Source organism: Mesorhizobium sp. M6A.T.Cr.TU.017.01.1.1, assembly GCF_004023115.1.
Taxonomy (GTDB): domain Bacteria; phylum Pseudomonadota; class Alphaproteobacteria; order Rhizobiales; family Rhizobiaceae; genus Mesorhizobium; species Mesorhizobium mediterraneum.
On the sequence record NZ_RZTA01000298.1, the window covers coordinates 1 to 438 of the forward strand.

The 438-nt window shown below is 57.8% G+C and carries 1 pseudogene; it reads left to right on the forward strand.

The annotated features are described in order from the left end of the window. Positions 1-438: pseudogene (locus tag EOB36_RS34085) on the forward strand (hypothetical protein); the annotation flags it as partial.

The window sequence follows — 438 nt, forward strand, 5'->3', positions numbered from 1 at the left end:
GCGATCCCGGGCCGGATATCTGTTCCTGGGCGGAGGAATAATCGCGGCGGCGATCTATTTCTGGCGCTTTCGAGTCCCCATCATTGCCGGGACTATCGACATCGCCTTCACACTGCTTGCCTTCCTGCAAACGGCGATAATCCTGTATGACAGTGTGACAACCGGCGCGATTGCGCCGCCGCGCCTCGAGGACGTTCCCGAATTGCTTCGCGCGGCCCTTTACATGCCGCTGATCTGCGGCCTGATCGTGTTCGCAACGGGTGTAGCTTTTGACATTTACGATAGGGATCGACGCAAGATCTGGTCCGATTGCGCTTTCTGGCTGCATGTCGTCTCGGCGCCCATGCTGGTGCATCCGCTCTTCATTATGGCAACCGGCCAGAACGTCGTATTCGGACATATCGCGCCGTATACCAATGCAACCCTCATGCTGGCGAT